The organism is Granulicella sp. L56, from assembly GCF_009765835.1.
Lineage (GTDB): Bacteria > Acidobacteriota > Terriglobia > Terriglobales > Acidobacteriaceae > Edaphobacter.
Genome location: NZ_LMUS01000006.1, coordinates 546,194 through 564,493 on the forward strand (window position 1 = coordinate 546,194; position 18,300 = coordinate 564,493).

The following is an 18,300-nucleotide window of genomic DNA, read 5'->3' on the forward strand; positions in this document are numbered from 1 at the left end:
CTCACAGGTACCAGGGAATATTCACGATCACGATTCTCTGGTTTCCCTTCAGCAGCAGCAGCAGCTTCAGTAACTGCACCCGCTGTCCATGCAGCGCATTCTCCCACCAGTGCGCCACCACCATCTCCGGCAGAATCACGGCGACCTTCCGCCCAGGATTCTCATCCTCCAGCTTCAGGATGTATTCCATCAACGGCGAGAGCACGAAGCGGAAATTAGACGGTATCGTCACCAGCTCCGGCTCCTGTAAGCCCTCTTTCCTGATAGGGCCCACCACCTTGTCTTCCCACACATCGTCAAGGCCCTCGTCCCCTTCGTCGTCCGAGTGGATGTGTACCGCCTTGATCTCCTTCGACAGCAGCAGCCCAAACCGCAGCGCCTTCTCCGTCACCCGGTCCCAGCGCGCCATCGGAATTACCACAATCGGTGGCTCCAGGTTCATCAGGTTAATCGGGGTCATGTCCTTCATCTCGCGCTTCACCCGCGAGTAGTGCCGCTTCACGCCAAGCATGATCAGGATCAGCAGCGGAATCAAAATCGCCGTCACCCATGCCCCGGAGAGGAACTTCGTCACCAGCACCACCAGCGTCGTAATGCCGGTCGCCAGCGCGCCGAAGCCATTGACGAACATGTGCCACCAATGTCTTTTGTAGCCCCCCTCCTGCTTCTTCCAGTGCACCACCATCCCGGCCTGCGACAGGGTAAAGGCGATAAATGCGCCAATCGCATAGAGCGGAATCAATCGGTCGGTCACACCGTCGAACAGGAAAAGAATGACAGCGGTAAATCCTGTGAGCGCGTAGATGCCGTGCGAAAACAGCAACCGGCGGCCACGCAGCAGAAACACATGCGGCAGATAATCATGTGCGGCGATGGCCCGCGCCAGCCGTGGAAATCCGGCGAAGGCGGTATTGGCGCTCAGAGACAACGCCACCAGGATCGACGCCATGGTCGTGTAGTAAAACCATCCCCGCCCAAACACGGCCGTGGTCAGGATGCTCACCATGCTCTGGTAGTGGAGCGCCGTCGGCTCCATCGCCGTGATGCCATAAGCCCGGGCCAGATAGGTCGTCCCAAACAACAGGACAACCAGCATCGCGATAATGACTGTCAGCGAGAGTTGCGCCTTCTTCGCCCTCGGCTCCTCAAAGGCATTCACGCCGTTCGATACAGCTTCAACGCCGGTCATAGCGGCGCAACCATTGGAAAACGCCTTCAGCAGCAGCCAAATCCCCAGGTACTTCACCGTAGCAGGCAGTGCCGGAGGAGGGGGCGCTACCGGTACAGGATGGCCACCGGAAACAATGGTGTGATAAACCCCGACACCAATCACAGCCATCAATGTCCCGACGAACATGAAAGTCGGAATAATAAATGCTGCTCCGGCTTCTTTCACTCCGCGCAGGTTCACAATGGTCAGAATTGCAAGTATGAGTAAACAGAGAAGAAGCGTATCCGGCAGCAGGCTCGGGACAGCAGAGGTCAGCGCCGTCACGCCGGCTGAAATTCCCACCGCAGCCGTCAGAATATAGTCGATCATCAGCGCCGCAGCCGCCAGCAGCGCCGGGCCGATGCCCAGGTTCTCGCTCGCAACGGTGTACGATCCGCCACCGTTGGGATATGCGGCAATCGTCTGCAGATAGCTGAAGAAGACGATTCCCAGCAGGATTAAAATTGCCGTAACAATCGGAACGATGTAATGAAGTCCCGCGAGCCCCAGCGGAATCAGCAGCGTCATCGCCGCCTCTGGCCCGTAAGCTGCGCTGGTCAGCGCATCCAACCCAAAAATCGGGATTCCCGCAGCGACTCCGATGTGCTCGGAGTGCTCTTCACTTGTTGCTAACGGCTTCCCCAGAAGGGAGTCTACAAAAGACATCGTTTTTGTATAGTAACCCGTTTGTCAAAGCGCGCATCTAACTTCTTTTGATGCATCGTCCTGTCAAAAATAGTTCCATACAATCCCTTTATCATCAAAATAGAAAATCCTAATCCCGCATCAGGAGCCCCCATGCCCGCAAATCTCTACGACATCCCCGTCAACCGAATCACCGGCGAAGCTACCTCCCTCGCCGACTATCGCGGCAAAGTCCTGCTGGTAGTCAACGTGGCCTCCCAATGCGGCCTCACCCCTCAATATGACGCACTCGAAAAGCTTTACACCCGCTTCCAGGACTCAGGCCTCGCTGTTCTCGGCTTTCCTGCCAACGACTTCGGCTCGCAAGAGCCCGGCAGCAACGAGGAGATCCAGACCTTCTGCCGCAGCACCTTCGGCGTCAACTTCCCCATGTTCTCGAAGATCGCCGTCACCGGCCCCGACACTCATCCTCTTTACAAGTCCCTCATCGAAGCCCAGCCCAAGGCCACCGGCGAAGGCCGCGCCGCCATGCGCGAGAACCTCAATGGATTTCTCAGCAAAAGCAACTCCACCACCAACCCCGAGCCCGGCATCCTCTGGAACTTCGAGAAGTTCCTCATCGGCCGCGACGGCAATGTCGTCGCCCGCTTCTCCCCCGAAGTCGTGCCCGACGACCCAGCCGTCGTCGCAGCCATCGAGTCTGCCCTCGCTCAATCGTAATTTCAAGTTGTAAGCTGGATGAGTCAACGCATTTTCCTCGCTCATCCAGCTTCCAACTCTGAATTACTGAGAGGGCCCCGACCTTGAACCTTCGCATCCTCCCCTTCGCGTTCTCCCTTCTTCTTGCCTTCCCCGCCATCGCGCAAAAGCCCCCCATCCGCATCACCGCCGATCTCTCCGAGGCTCCCCGCAAGCTCTACCACGCCGAGATCGAGATCCCCGTCTCTCCCGGCCCGCTCACCCTCATTACGCCAGAGTGGATTCCCGGCAACCACCGCCCCACCGGCCCCGCCGAAGACATCACAGGAGTCGTCTTCACCGCCAACGGCCAAACCCTGCCCTGGCGCCGCGACGACACCAATCTCTACGAGTTCCACCTCATCATCCCCGCCGGAGTCACCACCCTCCACGCTCACCTCGACTGCATCGTCACCTCCCGCGTCGCCTCGAAGTTCGCCGTCCTCGAGTGGGAAAAGCTGCTCCTCTATCCCGCCAACACTCCCGTCGCCAATATCCCCATCCAGCCCTCCGTCACCGTTCCTGCAGGCTGGGGCATCGGCACCGCGCTCACTTCCATCGGCACCGGCGCACCGACCACCGCCAACACCGGAGTCGATCAAGCCGACCACACTACCACCCCCGGCGCGACCACCACCAACTACGCAGCCACCACCGTCGAGCAGCTTCAGGACTCCCCTGTCATCACCGGCCAATACTTCCACGAGTTCCCCCTCGCACCCGAGGTCACGCCCAAGCACTACATCGACGTGGTCGCCGACGCCCCCGAAGACTCCGAACTCCGCCCCGAACTCCTCGCCGAAATCTCCAACCTCGTCCGCGAGACCGGAGCGATGTACGGCCCGCGCCACTATCACGTCTACCACTTCCTGCTCACCCTCTCCGACGCAACCGACGGCGAGGGTCTCGAGCACGGCCAGTCCTCCAACAACGGCGTCGACGAAAAGACCTTCTCCGACGCCGATCACCAACTCATCGACTCCGACCTCCTCTCGCACGAGTTCACCCACTCCTGGAACGGCAAATACCGTCGCCCCTTCAACCTCTACCAGACCGACTTCGCCACCATGCAGCAAGGCTCGCTGCTCTGGGTTTACGAAGGCATGACTCAATATCTCGGCAACGTCCTCGCCGCCCGCTCCGGCCTCAAGTCGCAAGCGCAATACCGCGACCAACTCGCCATCTCCGCCGCCAACCTCGATAACAAACCCGGCCGCGTCTGGCGCAACACCGAAGACACCGCCATCGCCGCCAGCATCCTTCGCGGCGGCAACCCCGCATGGTCAAACTGGAAGCGCGGCCAGGACTACTACCAGGAGGGCGAACTCTTCTGGCTTGATGCCGACACCACCATCCGCAAGCTCACGAACAACAAAAAATCTCTCAACGACTTCGAGCACATCTTCCTCGGCAAGGGCGGCAATACCGGCCCACTCATCGTCACCTACAACCGCGACGAGCTCGTCGCTGATCTCAACCAGGTCGTCAAATACGATTGGGCAACCTTCATCCACGAGCACATCGACACGATCAACCCCCACGCCGACCTCTCCGGCATCGAACAGGGCGGCTATAAGCTCGTCTACACCGACAAGCCCAGCAAATCCCAGACGACCATGAATTCCGCACGCAAGGATCATCCCGGCCCCGACGTCTGGTACTCCCTCGGTCTCCGCATCAAGAACGATGGCACCATCACCGACATTCGCTGGGGAGGCCCAGCCGACAACGCCAAACTCGCTCCCGGCCAAAAGATCATCGCCGTCGATGGAATCATCTTCTCCTCCGACGCGGTCAAGGCCGCCATCAAACAATCCAAAGACAACGCCGCACCGATCCACCTCATCCTGCAAACCGATCAATTCGTCACCCTCACCGACATCAACTACCACGGCGGCGAACGCTACCCCTCGCTCCAGCGCATCGAAGGCACACCCGACTTCCTCGACGACATCACGAAGCCTCTCACCACACCCCAAACCGCCCCCGCAAAAGCCGAGTAAGAAAACCGTTACAAAGCTCAACTCAAAAAAGAGGACGCAAAAGTTTTCGCTAACACCCTCATAAGCTAGGATTGTGCAGTTCCGCTATAGAAGCATGCGGCGGTAAACCGAGTGAAAGGGTGCGCGATGGGAATGACGGAGACCTCGGGAGCGGCGGTGGCGACGGCAGAGGTCAGCACGACAAGGCCGCATTTTGTAGTGCTGGATGGTTTGCGCGGCGTAGCCGCCGTGGCAGTAGTGACCTTCCACTTTCTCGAGATGGTGATTTGGAACTACAGCAAGCTTTGGATTGGGCATGGCTGGCTGGCGGTGGACTTCTTTTTTTGCCTCTCCGGTTTTGTGATGGGGTATGCGTATGACGACCGCCTGGGCAAGATGGGACTGGGAAAGTTCCTGAAGGCGCGATTGATTCGGCTGCATCCTTTGGTCGTCTTTGGGACGGTGCTTGGGCTCATTGCATTTTATGCAAATCCGTTTGGGGTGACGCCGGGGTATGGCCCGGGAAAGATGGCGCTCATCGTTGCGGCGTCCCTCTTGATGATTCCTTACGGTGCGATAACGCAACGGGGAGGAAGCATCTTCGGCCTCGATGCGCCAGGGTGGTCACTATTTTGGGAGTACGTGGCCAATGTGGTGTTTGGTGTGGTGCTGTACCGGATGAAGCGCAATGTGCTGGTGGTGCTAACGGTGGCGGCAGCGGTGCTGCTGTGCTGGGTGGGACACCGGGCGGGAAACTTATTCGGCGGATGGAACGTGCATACCTTTTGGGACGGTGGGGCCCGGGTCACGTTCTCGTTTATGGCGGGACTACTCGTGTACCGGATGGGGTGGCGGCTGCGGACGCGGCTTGGCTTTGGGGCGTTAAGTGTACTGCTCATGCTCGCGTTTGTGATGCCGTATGCGAAGGGCGGATGGGTACGAGAGGTGGCGGTGATTGTGGTGTATTTTCCGCTGCTGGTGGCACTCGGTGCGGGGGCAAAGGTATCGCCTCGGATAGAACGGCTTTGCCGGTTCTCGGGGGACCTATCCTATCCGCTGTATATGACTCATTACTCCGTGATCTGGATTTGGGCAGACTTTGTCGGCAAACACAAACTGGCAACGGGAGAACTGGCGCCAGCGGTTGTGTGCGGAGTGGTGACAATGGTGGCGTTTGCGTACATAGTGATGGTGGCTTATGACAAGCCGGTACGATCGTATCTGCGGGCGAAGTGGTGAGTGGCGAGGCATCGATCCTTTGCTGTTGTACTTACGTCGCTTTTCAGTTCCAATTGAACCCACCAATCGAGGAAACCCTATGCGCCTCGCAGCCGTTGCTCTCTTCCTCTTCTCGGCCCTTGCAGGCTCCGCACAAACCATGTCAGCGCCCTCGGCGCAAACGCCTCCCGCCACCATCACATGGCCCACGCAGGACGGCACCTACCTCATCAAAAATTTTCGCTTCCGCACCGGAGAAACCCTCCCCGAACTGAAGCTCCACTACCTCACCCTCGGCACACCGCACCGCAACGCCGCAGGCCACATCGATAACGCCATCCTCCTCCTCCACGGCACCGGCGGCGACGCCCACTCGCTCCTCGCCCCGCAGTTCTCCAACATCCTCTTCGGCCCCGGCCAGCCCCTCGACATCACGAAGTATTACCTCATCCTCCCCGACGACATCGGCCACGGCCAGTCCAGCAAGCCCAGCGACGGCCTCCGCACGCGCTTCCCGCACTACGACTACGACGACATGGTCTCCAGCCAACACACCATGCTCCTCGAAGGCCTCCACGTCGATCACCTCCGCCTCATCTTCGGAACCTCCATGGGCTGCATGCAGTCCTTCGTCTGGGGCGAAACATACCCCGGCTTCGCCGACGCCCTCATGCCCATGGCCTGCCTCCCGACTCAAATCGCCGGACGCAACCGCATGATGCGCTACATGGCCATCGAAAACATTAAGAACGATCCCGCCTGGAAGAACGGCGACTACACCACCGAACCCGTCGTCGGTCTCCGCGCCGCCAACGAACTACTCCTCGTCATGGGCTCCAGCCCGCTCCAGATGCAGAAGGCCGCGCCCACCCGCGCCGCCGCCGAAGCTTACGCCGACCGCTCCCTCGCCCGCAGCACCGCTAACACCGACGCCAACGACTTCATCTACTACCTCGACGCCTCACGCGACTACGACCCCAGCGCCAAGCTCAGCACCATCACCGTTCCCGTCCTCTGGATCAACTCCGCCGACGACTTCATCAACCCACCTGAGCTGGGCATCGCAGAAAAAATGGTGAACCTCATGCCCAACGCAAAGTTCATCCTCATCCCCATCTCCGACGCCACCCGAGGCCATGGAACCCACACCCAGGCCACCGTCTGGAAGGACTACATGGCCGACTTCCTCCGCCAGACCCAGTCCAAATAGCGCATAACAAGTAGTCTGTAACCTGTGACCTTAACTCTCACCAATTTTCTGGGACTGCTCGGCGGCCTGCTCGTTCTGGCCTTCGTGACCAATCGTTTCTCCCGCCGCACCCGCGTGCCCGACGTCATCGTCCTGCTCATCTGCGGAATTGTTCTGGGCCCCGTCTTGCACTGGATCAACGCCGACCGATTTCCCGAGCTCATCCGCGGAGTCGGCACCGTCGCCCTCATCCTGATTCTCTTCGCCGCCGGCCTGGAGCTCGACCTCCGCCGCGCCCTCAAGCAGTTCACCGCCGGCATGACGCTGGCGATCTTCAGCTACGGCCTCACCTTCGCAGGCGTCGCTTATTTCTGCATCCACGCCCTCAGCATGGCCAGAATGCCGTCGCTCCTTGTCGCCGCGGCGCTGGCCTGCATGAGCAGTTCGATCATCCTCCCAACCCTGGACCAGCTCGACCTGCGCCACGACCTCAAGACCACGCTCGTCATCGAAGCCTCCTTCGGCGACGGCCTCGGCGCCATCGGCGTAGGCGTCCTGCTCGGCCTCGCAGGCGGTGGAAGCTTGTCCCTCCATAGCAGCAGCGGCGCTATCCTCGGCAGCGCCTTCGCCATGTTCATCTTCAAGTTCCTGCTCGCATTCATCGTTGCCATCATCGCCGGATTTCTCTGGGTGCGGCTGCTGCCCAGCGTCTCCGACAAGCAGTTCTGGCAGGTGCTCACCTTCGCCGTCGTCCTGATCGTCTATTCCATCACCGACGCCATCGGCGGCAGCGCCCTCTTCGCCGTCATGGTCTTCGGCGCCACGCTGGCCAGCCTGCTCGATCCCCAGAACTCCATGCAGAGGTTCGGGTTCGAGATCCTCGCGCCCGGCCACAGCGACAAGATCCACTCCTTCCACTCCGAACTGGCGTTCCTCGTTCGCAGCTTCTTCTTCGTCCTGCTCGGCGCGATGATCCAGTTCGCCGGATTGAAGAAACAGCTCCTCCCGAGCCTTGGCATTCTGGGTGTATTTCTTGTCGCGCGCATCCTTGCCGTCTTCTGCAGCCGCATCGTTTGGCGTGGAACAACCTACCGCGAATGCGAGTTCGCCACCCTGCTGATCCCCCGCGGCCTCATCACCGCGGTCCTCGCCCTCGAAGTCATTCAGGCCGCCCCGACCGGCCTTGCCTACTTCCCGTCCCTGACCTTCGCCCTCATCCTGTTCACCAACGTCCTCATCCTCCCGGCATCGATCCGCGCCCGCGTCCTCGCCCCCGCCTCGCCCCCGACAGCCGACGAGCTGCCAGTCTCCTAATCTTTATCGGATCATATTTGCCCTATTTTGTTGTCATTCCCGAAGGGAATCTGCGTTTCTTCCCGGGCTGGCATGACTACACTCGGAGGGGAACAGCTTTAGCGCCGTAGTGGAGAGACCCTCGCCGTTGTTCCTGTCATTGCCCGTTCTTAAGACCTTTACGGCCTCAGGCTTAAAAGATAAAGCTTCCCATCGGTTCGATTGAGGCATAGGATTCCGTCGACAAGTAAGGTGGCTCGTATGTTGAAGCCTTTGTTGGCTCTTCCCGCTCTTCTGCTCTTCGTTCCCTCGCCCCAGCAACCGGCTCCCGCAAATATTCCTGCAACTGCCGCTGCGGCTCCAGCCATGCCGGCGGATGCCAAAACTCTGGTCAATCCGGTAAAGCCCACGGCTGATTCTCAGACGCAGGCAAAGAAGATGTACGGATATGACTGCGCCGTATGCCACGGTGAAAACGGCAACGGCAAAGGCGACCTCGCCGCCGACATGAAGCCTCCGCTCAAGGACTACACCGACCCGGCCGCGCTCAAAGACCTCACCGACGGCGAGATCTTCTACATCATCAAGAACGGCAAAGGCCAAATGACCGGCGAAGGCGACCGTTTGAACAAAGACGGTACTTGGAACATGGTCATCCTTGTACGCTCGTTCGCCAAAAAGTAATCCTGCTCCAGCCCCAACCGTACGTCATCTCGACCGAAGCGAAGCGGAGTGGAGAGATCCCTGTATTTTGTCTCCATAGCTATTTCTTCTCAGGTATGGCTTCCTTTTATTTGTCATTCCCGAAGGGAATCTGCGTTTTGCTCAAATCGCCAAAACTCCCTCCGGAGGAGAACTCTAACAAACAGATTTTATTGGTCTTACCAATCTCATCCCTAAAAAATCCAGCAAAAGCATCTGTCAAGCCCCAAAAGCATCTAACTAAAACAAAACAAACCGAATAGAGGTTGCAGGTTAGTTTCACTCAACTCGATAAAATAGAAACAGCATAAAAAAAGTAAGAGCAATCGTTCCCGGCTCCACCTGTAACTCCTTTTGATGGAATATTTTACCGATAAACCATCTAAAATCAATATTTTAGCAAGCATAATTTTGATACATCACTGAAAATAAGCAGCTTACTTCTTTTCGCTACATAGGGAGCCTTCCCCAACAGGAGAGATCATGACCGACTTCGCCATCCGCCGGGCCACCTTCCGAAAGCTCCACGAGAGCGGCTGCTTCGTCCTTCCGAACCCTTGGGATGTAGGTTCAGCGCGATACCTCCGCAGCCTCGGCTTCAAGGCGCTGGCGACGACCAGCGGCGGCTTCGCCTTCTCCAGCGGCCTGCCCGACGCACATTGGGCCGTCTCCCGCGATCAGGTGCTCAAGCACATCGCTGAGATCGTCGCCTCGGTCGATCTCCCCGTCAACGCCGACTTTGAATCCGGCTACGCCAACGAGCCCGAGGACGTCGCCGAAAACGTTCGCCTCTGCGTCGAGACCGGCGTCGCCGGACTCTCCATCGAAGACGCCACCGGCGATCGCGAAGAGCCGCTGTACGATCTGCCGCTCGCCGTCGAGAGAATCAAGGCAGCAAAGGCAGCCATCAAGGCCTCCGGCGCAGACGTGCTCCTGGTCGCAAGGTCGGAGTGCTTCCTCCTCGGCCATCCCGAGCCATTGGCCGAAGCCATCCTTCGCCTCGAGGCCTTCGCCGAAGCAGGCGCAGACGTGCTCTTCGCTCCCGGTGCAGTCAAGCGCGCCGACATCGAGGCCATCGTAAAGGCGGTTCATCCTAAACCGGTCAACGTCCTGCTCACCTCCAGCGCCGGGCTCAAAATTCCCGAACTGGCCGATCTCGGCGTGCGCCGCATCAGCGTAGGCTCCGCACTCGCCCGCACCGCATGGACAAGCTTCATCCGCGCCGCCCGCGAAATCGCAGAGCAAAGCAGCATGGCCGGAATGGACAACTCAGTCACCTTCGCCGAGCTGAACGGCTTCTTCCAAAAGGACCTGGCCCAGCGCACCTAGAGCGATTTCGCCCACGTGTAGCTTCCCTTGTTTGTCATTCCCGAAGGGAATCTGCGTTTTGCTCGAATCACCAAAACTGCATCTGGAGGAGAACCGCTATCAGCCCTTAATCCGGCGATATCTGCGAAAATAGAAGCAGTATGCCCGAGCAGCAGACTATTGCCGTAGCCATGTCCGGAGGAGTCGACTCCTCCGCTGTCGCCGCGCTTCTGCGTTCGCAGGGCCACACGCTCGTCGGCCTCACCCTTCAGCTCTGGAACCAGCGCCGCCTCAGCGGCCACGAGGGAATGCCCGAAGCAGTTCAAGGCCGCTGCTGCTCCATCGATGACGTCTACGACGCCCGCCATGTAGCCGAGCAACTCGACATTCCTTACTATGTCGTGAACCAGCAAGACCGTTTCGAAGCCGACGTAGTCAAGCCTTTCGTAGCCGAGTACCTCGCCGGACGAACACCGATTCCCTGCACCCTCTGCAACAATCATCTGAAGTTCGACCAGCTCCTCACCACCGCCCGCCAGATCGGCGCTGACCGCATTGCGACCGGCCACTACGCCCGCAATCACTTCGACGAAGCCCGCCAGCGCTGGATTCTCTCGCGCCCTGCCGATCACACGAAGGACCAGACTTACTTCCTCTTCGGCCTGACGCAGGAGCAGCTCTCGCGCACCCTCTTCCCTCTCGGCGAGATGCAGAAGCCCGCCGTGCGCGAGATGGCCTCCGACGCTGGTCTCAACGTCGCCTCGAAGCCCGACTCGCAGGAGATCTGCTTCATTCCCGGCGGCGACTACAACGCGTTCCTGAAGGCCTATCTCGACGAGCAGGGCGAAGACCTTCCCGACTCCTCCGGCGAGTTGGTATCGAGCTCAGGCGAAGTCATCGGCCACCACGAAGGTATTCAGAGTTTCACGGTCGGACAACGCAAGGGCCTCGGTCTCACCTCGCCCGATCCTCTCTACGTCCTCGCCATTCATCCGGACAGTCATCAGGTCACCGTCGGCTCCAACGACGAGCTGATGTCCAACGACCTGCGCGCCAACCGCCTCAACTGGATCTCCATCCCCGAGCTGACCGAAGACATCCGCGTCACCATCAAGGTGCGACACCGCCACACACCCGCAGCGGCCATATTGAGCCCCGGACCTGACGGAACCGTCCGCGCCACCTTCGATGAGCCCCAACGTGCAATCACCCCCGGCCAGGCCGCCGTCTTCTATCAGCAAGACGAGGTCGTCGGGGGTGGTTGGATTTTTTAGGATTCTTTACAGATCGATGTCATTGCTGTCCCGATAGCTTGGGCGAGTTCGGCCGCTGCCGAAACCCTTGGCACGCCCTACCAGAACATCCAGTCCGGCTTTCAGTCCATTCACTAACCCGTTGAACTCGCGCACTGGAACTCGAATCCCATTCTGGACCGCATTCACTGCCTCAGCGGTTCCGGTCAGAATTGTGGTGACAATATCATCCACGCGCGCTGTCTGCACTCGCGCTTTGTTGTTGACATCGCTCAAGGTAGCGTCGAACTCCGCAGCCTTGCTGCGAACCACGTTGCTGGTCTCGACGAGGTTCTCGGCAAGCGTCATCATCTTCGGGGCGGTATTGGCAATGAAGTCCTGCGTACTTTCAAGAGCAGGCATTGCCTTGGCTCGAACTTCCTCCACAATGGCAAGCACGCGCTTGCGCGCCTTGGCCGCGCCGACAGCCATCACGACCAGCGCTATCGCCTGCACAATCAAAGCAGCCGCAACCATGCCGACGAAGACCATCAGCAGCCTGGAGTTGCCCGAAGAAATCGAGTCGGCATCCTGCAGCCACATTCCCGACAGAACAAATTGTGCCGCTACCATGCAGCCTCTCTTTCAAATTCAAATACACAAAATTTCAGGGCCTGATCCCCATCCACGAGAGATCAGGCCCCGGCTACAGCTATGCTTTGCCTAGATCTTTCGTTACATTCGCATAGGCATCTTTGCCTGCATCAATCGCGGCGGCAACCTTGTCCTGCTGCTCATGCACCAGACCCTTGCCCTTTTCGACATACTCTGCCCACTGGTTGCGGCCACGGTCATAGTACTCTTTACCGCGGTCGACATATTCGCCAACCTGCTGCTTGCCCTGCGCTGCCAGATCGGCAGCCCGCTCCTTGCCTTGCTGGGCAAGGACCGCTGCCTTTTCCTTTGCATCGAGGGCGCCGGCTACGAGATCATCCCGCGTTTCTTTACCTGCCTTCGGGGCATACAGGACGCCCACAAGGGCACCGACGCCGAGGCCCGCCAAAAACCAACCCAATCCACCTACGCTGTTGTCATCTGACATATTCTTTTCTCCTGTCTGTCTGAAAATGCAAACTCTTGTCCCCGCCTTTATAACCCAGCGGACGAAAGAAACTCATGGGCGCTGCCAAATATCAAGCATACCTTTTCGTGCAAGAGGAAGCGTCTTTAACGCCAGGCAGCCTGTAGGGAAAGATGCCCTCTCGATGGAATAGGTTGCGCCATTCGCTCTACCGCCCTCTTAGGATTGCCTCCGTCAACCTCACTCTTGCGCCCTCCGATCCGTCTATGAAATAGCACTCTTCGGCAGTGGCTGCAACTCTTCATACAGCCACCAGCTAAATAGAAGCATCTGAAACCAATAGAGTGAGTTGCAGTGTTTGCAATCGCTCTACCCACAACGAGGTTCCATGTACGTGTCCCATGCCGTTTCCTTTCCGCGCGCCGTTACGTTCGCTGCCGTCTTTGCTGTAGCACTCAGCCTTGGAGGTTGCAAGAAATCCACGCCTCCCCCCGACGATGCCGCCCTCACCTCCGCAGTCCAGACGCGCATCGCAGGAGATAGCGCGCTTCAGTCCGAATCCATTCAAGCCACGGTCCAGGACGGCAGCGCCACGCTCAACGGCACAGTCAGCAGTGAAGCCGCTCGCTCTCTCGCCGCTTCGGACGCTGCCCAGGTAGCGGGCCTCAAAACCGTCATCAATAACCTCGCCGTTCAACAGGCTGCAGCCCAGCAGCCTGCGCCACAAGCCGCTGAAGTCGCTCCACCTCCGCCCGCTCGCGTCCGCAAGGAGCAGGTAAAGAAGAAGACGCGCCCCGAGCCGGTTGCTCATTCCCCTGCTCCCATCGAGCGCGTTCCTCCTCCGGAACAGGCTCAGGCCGAGCCGCCACCATCTCCTCCACCGCCGCCGCCAGCAAAACCCGCGGCTCCAGCTTTCCGAGACGTCAACATTCCCGCAGGCACGACGCTGCCCATCCGCATTACCCAGACGCTCGACAGCGCCAGCACCCAGCAGGGTGACAGCTTCAGCGGCACGGTAGCCAGCGATGTCGTCATCGATGGCGTAGTCGTCATTCCAAACGGCGCTGCCGTCTCCGGCCGCGTCGATGCCGTGCAGGAAGCTGCACACTTCAAAGGCAACTCCCTGCTGACCATTGAACTCACCGGCCTACGCCATCGGGGCGACGGCGTCGCCCTCTCCACCGAACCTTACAGCGTGGCGGGCAAGGGACGCGGCAAGAACACAGCCATCAAGACCGGCGGCGGCGCAGCCGTGGGAGCTATCCTCGGCGGCATCTTCGGCGGCGGCAAGGGCGCTGCCATCGGGGCCGCGGCAGGTGGTGGAGTCGGTGCCGGAAGCAACGCCATCACCCGGGGCGAGCAGGTCCAGATTCCCTCGGAAAGCCTGATCCGCTTCCATCTCACGAACACCATCTCTCTCCGCGTCTCCAACAACAGTGCACGAAACGCATCCGATAGCCCAGATAACCCCAACCTCCAGCAACGGCCTGATTCTCAGCAGCAATAGCAGGCGCACCCAATCGCTGGTTCAGCTTCATCGTCCCTATCCACGTGGCGGCAAGGTATTCGCCGCCACTCCTGATCGATATTTTCCTGCGCACCCTTCGTGTAAACTTGGTATCAGCGGGCCAGAAAAACCCATGCACGATGCTTCTTTTACCGAAAGAAATTTACTTCTTTGAGGTACTCCGTCTTGACGAAGGCATCGCCTAACACCACGGTTAACATTACGAAGAAGCCATCAGGGTTTCTCACCTTCACCCTGCATGCTCACCTGCCCTACGTCGTCAACCACGGCACCTGGCCACATGGCATGGAGTGGCTGCACGAGGCTGCCGCCGAAACATATCTGCCGCTGCTTCGCGTCTTAAAGAATCTTGAACGCGACAAGATCCGCTTCAACTGCAATCTCAATCTCTCTCCCATCCTGCTCGAACAACTCTCGCACCCCGTGTTCATCGCGGAGTTCCCGAAGTATCTCGGGCGAAAGATCGTCGCCGCGCAGGAAGACGAGGCGTTCTTCACGCAGTCCGGCGAGGCCCACTACGCCGAGACCGCGCGCTTCTGGCATCGCTTTTTCTCGCAGGCGCTCGAAGACTTCAACCACTTCGACCAGAACATCATCAAGGCCTTCCGCCACTTCAACGACATCGGCCTGATCGACATCATCACCTGCGGCGCCACCCACGGCTACATGCCGCTGCTGGGCACCGACGAGAGCGTTCGTGCGCAGATTCGCACTGCTGTCACGACCCACATCCGCCACATCGGTCAGCACCCAAAGGGCATCTGGGCTCCCGAGTGCGGCTATCGTCCCGCTGGCTTCTGGAACTATCCCGTGGCCAATGCAGACGGCACACCGACACCTCCGGGCTTCGACCGCATCGGCGTCGAGCAGGCGCTCTCTGAATCCAACATCGATTTTTTCTTCGTCGATACGCACCTCGTCGAAGAGTCGCATCGCGTTCCCTCGCCTTACGAACTGAAGAACGGTGCCGTTCCGACCGACGAACAGACTGAGCAGATGACGCACCGCGACTACCGCCGCCTCTACCAGCCTTATTACGTCGACGGCCCCTACGATAAAGCCCACGCCACCACCATCTTTCCTCGCGATCCGCGTACCGGTGTCCAGGTCTGGTCCGGCGAGAGCGGCTATCCCGGCGACGGTACCTATCTCGACTTCCACAAAAAACGCTGGCCGGGCGGTCATCGCTACTGGCGTGTTACCGGCCCCAAGGTCGACATGGGCGACAAGCAGCCCTACTACCCGCAGGAGGCCGCAGAGCGCGTGAAGTCTCACGCCGCCAACTACGTCCATCTCGTGTGGGAGGCGCTCCAGTCGGGCTTCAACGATGCCATTCCGCCGATTCTCTGCTCTCCCTTTGACGCAGAGCTCTTCGGCCACTGGTGGTTTGAGGGGACGTTGTGGCTCGAGGCTGTCGCTCGCAGCATCCACGACCATAACACGGGCATCCAGCTCATCAGTTGCGCCGAATATCTGGACCGTTATCCTCGCGCAGGCTTCATCGCCATGCACGAAGGCTCATGGGGAGCCGAGGGCAACAACCATGTCTGGATGAACCCCGAGACCTCGTGGACTTACACCCACATCTATCCCGCCGAGCTTTACACCCGCGACGTCTGTACTGCAGGCCACTGGTGCAAGTCCGCGCTGGGCAAGCGCATCATGCAACAGCTCTGCCGCGAGCTGCTGCTACTCGAGTCCTCAGACTGGCAGTTCCTCATCACGACAGGCGCTGCTCGCGACTACGCGGAAATTCGCTTCCTCACGCACAACGACCAGTTCAACGAGGTCAAAGCCATCTGGCAGGGCTTTGAATCGAGCGGCAGCCTCACGCCGACGCAGGAGACTCGCCTCGCGGAGATCGAACTGCGCGACAGCGTCTTCCCTGACATCGACCCCGGTTTATGGGTTGCCGGAGCCCATCAGGTCCGCGAAGCGGAAGGCCTAGCGAGGATTCACGCCGAAGCAACGCCTGCACCTGCCGCAGACGCTGCGACCGCTTGATTCAGGCGCAATAGCAATGAAGGAGCAGCTCCCTTTGAGTTGCTCCTTTTTTCGCGCCTAAAATAAGAGTGTGGCTCTCGCATCGTCAACCTCGACGCAACCAACGCTGACACCAGCAACAAAACCCCGATCCATGAGTCGCCGCTCTCCGCTCGTACTGTGGCATCTTCTCTCGCTCGATGCACCCACCATCGCCGCTCTGTGGGTATGGTTTATCGCTGCCGCCGACCACATCCGCCTTCCACTCTCTTCCATCGCCGCGATGTTCATCGCTGTGTGGATGCTCTATGCCGCCGACCGTCTTCTCGACACACGGCTGCTCGACAGCCAGTCCCGGCAGGAGCAACATCTCGAAGCCCGCCACTACTTCCACCACCGCCACCGCAGCGCCTTCCTCACAGGGATACTGCTGGCCTCCGCGGCCCTCGCGCCGCTTCTCCTACGCCTCTCCACTGAAGCAATCCACCTCTATCTGATTCTGGGCGGCCTTCTCTTCGGATACTTCATCCTCATCCACGCCACCCGCAGCGCCCACCGCTTCCCCAAGGAGATCGCCGTGGGCATCTTCTTCGCCGCTGCCACCTTCATCCCCACCGTCGCGCGCCAGCCCGAACTGCGTCTTGCACTGCTACCATCAGCGCTTCTTCTGGGGATGCTTTGCAGTCTTAACTGCCTCTTCATCTACGCATGGGAGCATGATCCCCAACGTTCATCCGCTCCTGATCACCCTACCCACGCCACTACCCGCTTCGCTCTCCGCCATCTGCCCCTCTTTGCCATCGTCATTGCTCTCGCGGGAACAATCCTCGCCATCTTCCATCACCGCGCTCCGTGGTCAATTCCGCTTGCAACCGTCATCTCTGCCGCTCTTCTGCTCGTACTGCATGCTCGTCGCCACCACATCTCCCCACTGACGCTTCGTGCTACCGCCGATCTGGTGCTGCTGACTCCAATGCTTCTCATCGCCTTTCTCCGTTGATGAATTCGATGAACTCTGATCCCAACTTCAACCCCATAGCCCGCCCCTACCGCTGGCTCGAGTACCTCACCCTCGGCCGTACCCTGGAACGTTGCCGCCTGCACTTCCTCCCAAAACTTCTCGGCCAGAAAAAAGCCCTCGTCCTCGGCGACGGAGACGGCCGCTTCCTCGCGGCCTTCATGGCCTCCAACCCTCACATCCACGTTGACGCCGTAGACTCCAGCGCGACCATGCTCCAACTCTTAAGCAAGCGTTGCGAAGTCAGCGCCGCACGCCTTGAAATCCACCACACCAGCGCACTCACCTTCGCGCCCACCGAAGCTTACGACCTCGTCGTCACCCATTTTTTTCTCGACTGCCTCAGCCAATCCGATCTAGAAGCCCTCATCGCCCGAATCACTCCCACGCTCACCTCAAAAGCTCTTTGGCTCATCTCCGACTTCCGCATCCCAGAGGGACACATGCGTCTCCCCGCACACATCCTCGTGCGAGCTCTCTACCTTGCATTCCGCATCATCACCGGTCTCCGCACGACTCACCTCCCCGACTACGCCACGCCCCTCGCCAAAGCCGGACTGACACGCATCGTCCATCACTATTCGCTCGGAGGTCTACTGACCACCGAACTCTGGCAGATCGAATCGAGTCCCATTGCATTCGCCCCACCTTAACCAGTACGCTGTGGATGGCGCATCCAAACCGCGCAGCCAGCAAATGAACAAGCCCTACACAATGCGAAAGTGGCGAAATTGGCAGACGCACCAGACTTAGGATCTGGCGGAGCAATCCATAGGGGTTCAAGTCCCCTCTTTCGCACCAAATTCTTTACCATCCGCCCCACAAAGCAGTCTCTCGAAAGCGATCCAAATGAGCCAGCCCAAGACCACGGCCAACCAGCCGACTGAACAGCCCGCACTCCGACTCACCAACACCGAGAACTATCGCGAAGACTACGCCAACAGCGTTCAGGTCCGCATGAGCGTATGGGACTTCTTCCTCGTCTTCGGCACCATGACCCAGGACACTCCCGAAGAGCTGCATGTCAAGAACTTCGAGGGCATCTACCTCAGCCCGCAGCAGGCCAAGGCCCTGTGGAACGTCCTCGGCCATAACCTCGCCCAGTACGAACAGGCCTTCGGCCAGATCACGCTGGAGCAGGTTCCTCCGTCGCCCAACGGCCCCGTCCACTAA

Annotated in this window: 16 protein-coding genes and 1 tRNA gene; 14 read left to right on the forward strand and 3 right to left on the reverse strand. The window is 59.4% G+C overall.

What is annotated here, in order from left to right; all coding sequences use genetic code 11:
• Nucleotide 1: 1 nt before the first annotated feature.
• On the reverse strand, nt 2-1,876 hold the full coding sequence (locus GSQ81_RS10115; protein ID WP_158910643.1) for an APC family permease: 1,875 nt from the start codon (nt 1,874-1,876) through the stop codon (nt 2-4).
• Nucleotides 1,877-2,008: 132 nt separating this feature from the next.
• Here GSQ81_RS10115 and GSQ81_RS10120 point away from each other — a divergent pair, with 132 nt between their 5' ends.
• From GSQ81_RS10120 to mnmA, 8 genes are all read left to right on the forward strand, one after another.
• Entirely contained in the window at nt 2,009-2,575 is a 567-nt protein-coding gene (locus GSQ81_RS10120) for a glutathione peroxidase (RefSeq protein ID WP_158910644.1), read from the forward strand.
• An 83-nt stretch (nt 2,576-2,658) separates the two neighbouring features.
• Nucleotides 2,659-4,596, forward strand: a complete 1,938-nt coding sequence (locus GSQ81_RS10125; protein ID WP_158910645.1) for a M61 family peptidase — start codon at nt 2,659-2,661, stop codon at nt 4,594-4,596.
• 126 nt (nt 4,597-4,722) lie between these two features.
• On the forward strand, nt 4,723-5,814 hold the full coding sequence (locus tag GSQ81_RS10130; protein WP_254060107.1) for an acyltransferase: 1,092 nt from the start codon (nt 4,723-4,725) through the stop codon (nt 5,812-5,814).
• Between the two features lie 79 nt (nt 5,815-5,893).
• Complete coding sequence (locus GSQ81_RS10135) at nt 5,894-7,003, forward strand: alpha/beta fold hydrolase (RefSeq protein WP_158910646.1); 1,110 nt, start codon at nt 5,894-5,896, stop codon at nt 7,001-7,003.
• 24 nt (nt 7,004-7,027) lie between these two features.
• Nucleotides 7,028-8,296 carry a cation:proton antiporter gene (locus GSQ81_RS10140; RefSeq protein ID WP_158910647.1) on the forward strand — a complete coding sequence of 423 codons (1,269 nt, stop codon included), beginning with the start codon at nt 7,028-7,030 and terminating at the stop codon, nt 8,294-8,296.
• A gap of 240 nt (nt 8,297-8,536) precedes the next feature.
• Nucleotides 8,537-8,959: a c-type cytochrome gene (locus GSQ81_RS10145; protein WP_158910648.1), complete on the forward strand. Its 423-nt coding sequence runs from the start codon at nt 8,537-8,539 to the stop codon at nt 8,957-8,959.
• A 501-nt stretch (nt 8,960-9,460) separates the two neighbouring features.
• Entirely contained in the window at nt 9,461-10,306 is an 846-nt protein-coding gene (locus GSQ81_RS10150) for an isocitrate lyase/phosphoenolpyruvate mutase family protein (RefSeq protein WP_158910649.1), read from the forward strand.
• A gap of 140 nt (nt 10,307-10,446) precedes the next feature.
• Nucleotides 10,447-11,559 carry a tRNA 2-thiouridine(34) synthase MnmA gene (gene mnmA, locus GSQ81_RS10155; protein WP_158910650.1) on the forward strand — a complete coding sequence of 371 codons (1,113 nt, stop codon included), beginning with the start codon at nt 10,447-10,449 and terminating at the stop codon, nt 11,557-11,559.
• A 6-nt stretch (nt 11,560-11,565) separates the two neighbouring features.
• On the opposite strand, the gene GSQ81_RS10160 is transcribed toward mnmA, so the two are convergent.
• Nucleotides 11,566-12,150 carry a hypothetical protein gene (locus GSQ81_RS10160; RefSeq protein WP_158910651.1) on the reverse strand — a complete coding sequence of 195 codons (585 nt, stop codon included), beginning with the start codon at nt 12,148-12,150 and terminating at the stop codon, nt 11,566-11,568.
• Between the two features lie 79 nt (nt 12,151-12,229).
• On the reverse strand, nt 12,230-12,619 hold the full coding sequence (locus GSQ81_RS10165) for a YtxH domain-containing protein (protein ID WP_158910652.1): 390 nt from the start codon (nt 12,617-12,619) through the stop codon (nt 12,230-12,232).
• 373 nt (nt 12,620-12,992) lie between these two features.
• On the opposite strand from GSQ81_RS10165, the gene GSQ81_RS10170 reads away from it, so the two are divergent.
• The 6 genes from GSQ81_RS10170 (at nt 12,993) to GSQ81_RS10195 (ending at nt 18,300) form a co-directional block, all read left to right on the forward strand.
• Nucleotides 12,993-14,105, forward strand: coding sequence for a BON domain-containing protein (locus tag GSQ81_RS10170; protein ID WP_158910653.1), 1,113 nt, complete (start codon nt 12,993-12,995; stop codon nt 14,103-14,105).
• A gap of 186 nt (nt 14,106-14,291) precedes the next feature.
• A complete protein-coding gene (locus GSQ81_RS10175; RefSeq protein ID WP_158910654.1) occupies nt 14,292-16,130 on the forward strand; it encodes a glycoside hydrolase family 57 protein in 1,839 nt (612 codons plus the stop codon).
• Nucleotides 16,131-16,263: 133 nt separating this feature from the next.
• Nucleotides 16,264-17,109 (forward strand): hypothetical protein, encoded by an 846-nt coding sequence (locus GSQ81_RS10180; RefSeq protein WP_158910655.1) that lies wholly within the window; start codon nt 16,264-16,266, stop codon nt 17,107-17,109.
• 8 nt (nt 17,110-17,117) lie between these two features.
• Nucleotides 17,118-17,780: a trans-aconitate 2-methyltransferase gene (locus GSQ81_RS10185; protein ID WP_158910656.1), complete on the forward strand. Its 663-nt coding sequence runs from the start codon at nt 17,118-17,120 to the stop codon at nt 17,778-17,780.
• 63 nt (nt 17,781-17,843) lie between these two features.
• A tRNA-Leu gene (locus GSQ81_RS10190) sits at nt 17,844-17,928 on the forward strand.
• A 48-nt stretch (nt 17,929-17,976) separates the two neighbouring features.
• Entirely contained in the window at nt 17,977-18,300 is a 324-nt protein-coding gene (locus tag GSQ81_RS10195; protein WP_158910657.1) for a DUF3467 domain-containing protein, read from the forward strand.

Bases quoted from the DNA above. Each gene is read 5' to 3' on its own strand.
- GSQ81_RS10115 (WP_158910643.1), bottom strand. From the start codon at position 1,876: ATGTCTTTTGTAGACTCCCTTCTGGGGAAGCCGTTAGCAACAAGTGAA.
- GSQ81_RS10165 (WP_158910652.1), bottom strand. From the start codon at position 12,619: ATGTCAGATGACAACAGCGTAGGTGGATTGGGTTGGTTTTTGGCGGGC.
- GSQ81_RS10130 (WP_254060107.1), top strand. From the start codon at position 4,723: ATGGGAATGACGGAGACCTCGGGAGCGGCGGTGGCGACGGCAGAGGTC.
- GSQ81_RS10160 (WP_158910651.1), bottom strand. From the start codon at position 12,150: ATGGTAGCGGCACAATTTGTTCTGTCGGGAATGTGGCTGCAGGATGCC.
- GSQ81_RS10150 (WP_158910649.1), top strand. From the start codon at position 9,461: ATGACCGACTTCGCCATCCGCCGGGCCACCTTCCGAAAGCTCCACGAG.
- GSQ81_RS10145 (WP_158910648.1), top strand. From the start codon at position 8,537: ATGTTGAAGCCTTTGTTGGCTCTTCCCGCTCTTCTGCTCTTCGTTCCC.
- GSQ81_RS10120 (WP_158910644.1), top strand. From the start codon at position 2,009: ATGCCCGCAAATCTCTACGACATCCCCGTCAACCGAATCACCGGCGAA.
- GSQ81_RS10185 (WP_158910656.1), top strand. From the start codon at position 17,118: ATGAACTCTGATCCCAACTTCAACCCCATAGCCCGCCCCTACCGCTGG.
- GSQ81_RS10180 (WP_158910655.1), top strand. From the start codon at position 16,264: ATGAGTCGCCGCTCTCCGCTCGTACTGTGGCATCTTCTCTCGCTCGAT.
- GSQ81_RS10135 (WP_158910646.1), top strand. From the start codon at position 5,894: ATGCGCCTCGCAGCCGTTGCTCTCTTCCTCTTCTCGGCCCTTGCAGGC.
- mnmA (WP_158910650.1), top strand. From the start codon at position 10,447: ATGCCCGAGCAGCAGACTATTGCCGTAGCCATGTCCGGAGGAGTCGAC.
- GSQ81_RS10195 (WP_158910657.1), top strand. From the start codon at position 17,977: ATGAGCCAGCCCAAGACCACGGCCAACCAGCCGACTGAACAGCCCGCA.